This window comes from Halomonas sp. 3D7M (assembly GCF_014897885.1).
Taxonomy (GTDB): domain Bacteria; phylum Pseudomonadota; class Gammaproteobacteria; order Pseudomonadales; family Halomonadaceae; genus Vreelandella.
On record NZ_JABUZF010000013.1, the window covers coordinates 1 to 1,358 of the forward strand.

At 49.9% G+C, this 1,358-nt stretch carries 1 protein-coding gene and 1 pseudogene; one reads left to right on the forward strand and one right to left on the reverse strand.

The annotated features are described in order from the left end of the window. The coding region (locus INT22_RS00265) for a DUF4214 domain-containing protein (RefSeq protein WP_193067455.1) at positions 1 to 768 on the reverse strand (768 nt) is incomplete at its 3' end. A gap of 387 nt (positions 769 to 1,155) precedes the next feature. Between INT22_RS00265 and INT22_RS21960 the strand changes: the two are divergent. Next, positions 1,156 to 1,358: pseudogene (locus tag INT22_RS21960) on the forward strand (IS1380 family transposase); the annotation flags it as partial.

A 1,358-nucleotide genomic window follows, 5' to 3' on the forward strand; every position in this document is an offset into this window, starting at 1 on the left:
CTCCGGTTCGGGTTCGGGCTCCGGCTCTTTAGCGTTAAGCGTGGTAACAGTAGTGGCCAGTGCTTGTTGATCTGCTTCTTGTGCACCCTCTGCGATGGCGAACACGACTTGCGATAGCGTCAGGGCACCGCTGTCAATCTTACCTACCCAGTAATCGTGGCCATTCTGATCAGGCTCTCGGTCAAATAATGTATGGTAAATCATCTCCACTCGAGCGGAGTTGGTGAGATCTCCATACATCTCCGTGCTTTCTGAAGAGTTTCCAAATGCCTGGATGACATTGGAGAGACTGCCATCCGAAGCTTTAAGCTCTTGAATCCAGAATGTCCGGCCTTCTTCATCCGAGGCGCGACCGTAATAGCCTGCATACAGCACATCGATGAGTTCACCATAGGTAGCATCGAGAGCGTCTTCGATATGCTGTGAAAGGGTATCAAGGTCATCACCTTGAGCAGCATTACCAATGTGGCGTGCAACGGTGGTTAGCGAACTACCAGCTTCAAGCTGTGCTGTCCAATAGTCCAGGCCAGATTTTTCCGGTTCTCTATTGAAAAGATGCTGGTAGACTGTCGCAATTTTTTCGCTGGACGATAGGTCATCAAACAAGTCAGAAAATATTTTGGATTGCGTCAGTGAAGCACCTAGTGCGTCGGAGCTGTCTTCATCTTCCTGGTTTGCCCAGTGAAGAAAGCCTCTCCAGTCCGCGGGCCGATCGTTGACGGCGAGGTAAAGCAGCTGAATATCAGTAGATGAGGTAAAAATAGACATTATTAGGTCTCATTATTTATTGAAAATATAAAATGGATCCCAAGCAGCGTGGTGTGCATGTGACAAGGCTGCGGTTTTTAGTGTAGCGATTTATTCACTCTGTATCTACTGCTTTTGGTTTTTCGTGAACTATTCGAATGATTTTAACTTGTTGTTTTTAAATGTTTTTATTTTTTATGCATCTGTCAGTGCCTGGGTTTCGGCGCTGTGTAGTGGCGATGGACGCTTGGGTCCGTCCATGGGAGGGTGGATGGTTTTGCCCACCGAAACAGTGGGCACCCCGTTAAGACATATACCTGAATCCGTGAGACCAGCCCCCAGAAATGCTTCTAACCTACTGAACTGCATGGCAATATAGCGAATATCGCCATTCACCCAGATAGTGCCATACCCAACGTCAAGTTCCGTGCCAGTCGTCGCACCCTCACCAGCCACGCCGGGCTGTCCATCATCGGGCAGTGCTTCGAGATCGCTGGCGTCGATAGCATCGACGGGCGCTTCCCCACCACGCTGGGCATGCGCACCAGCGATGTGGTCAAAAGCTACCTGGGCCTGCTGTGTCTGGGCGTAAGCGTTCATTCCAAGGCGTT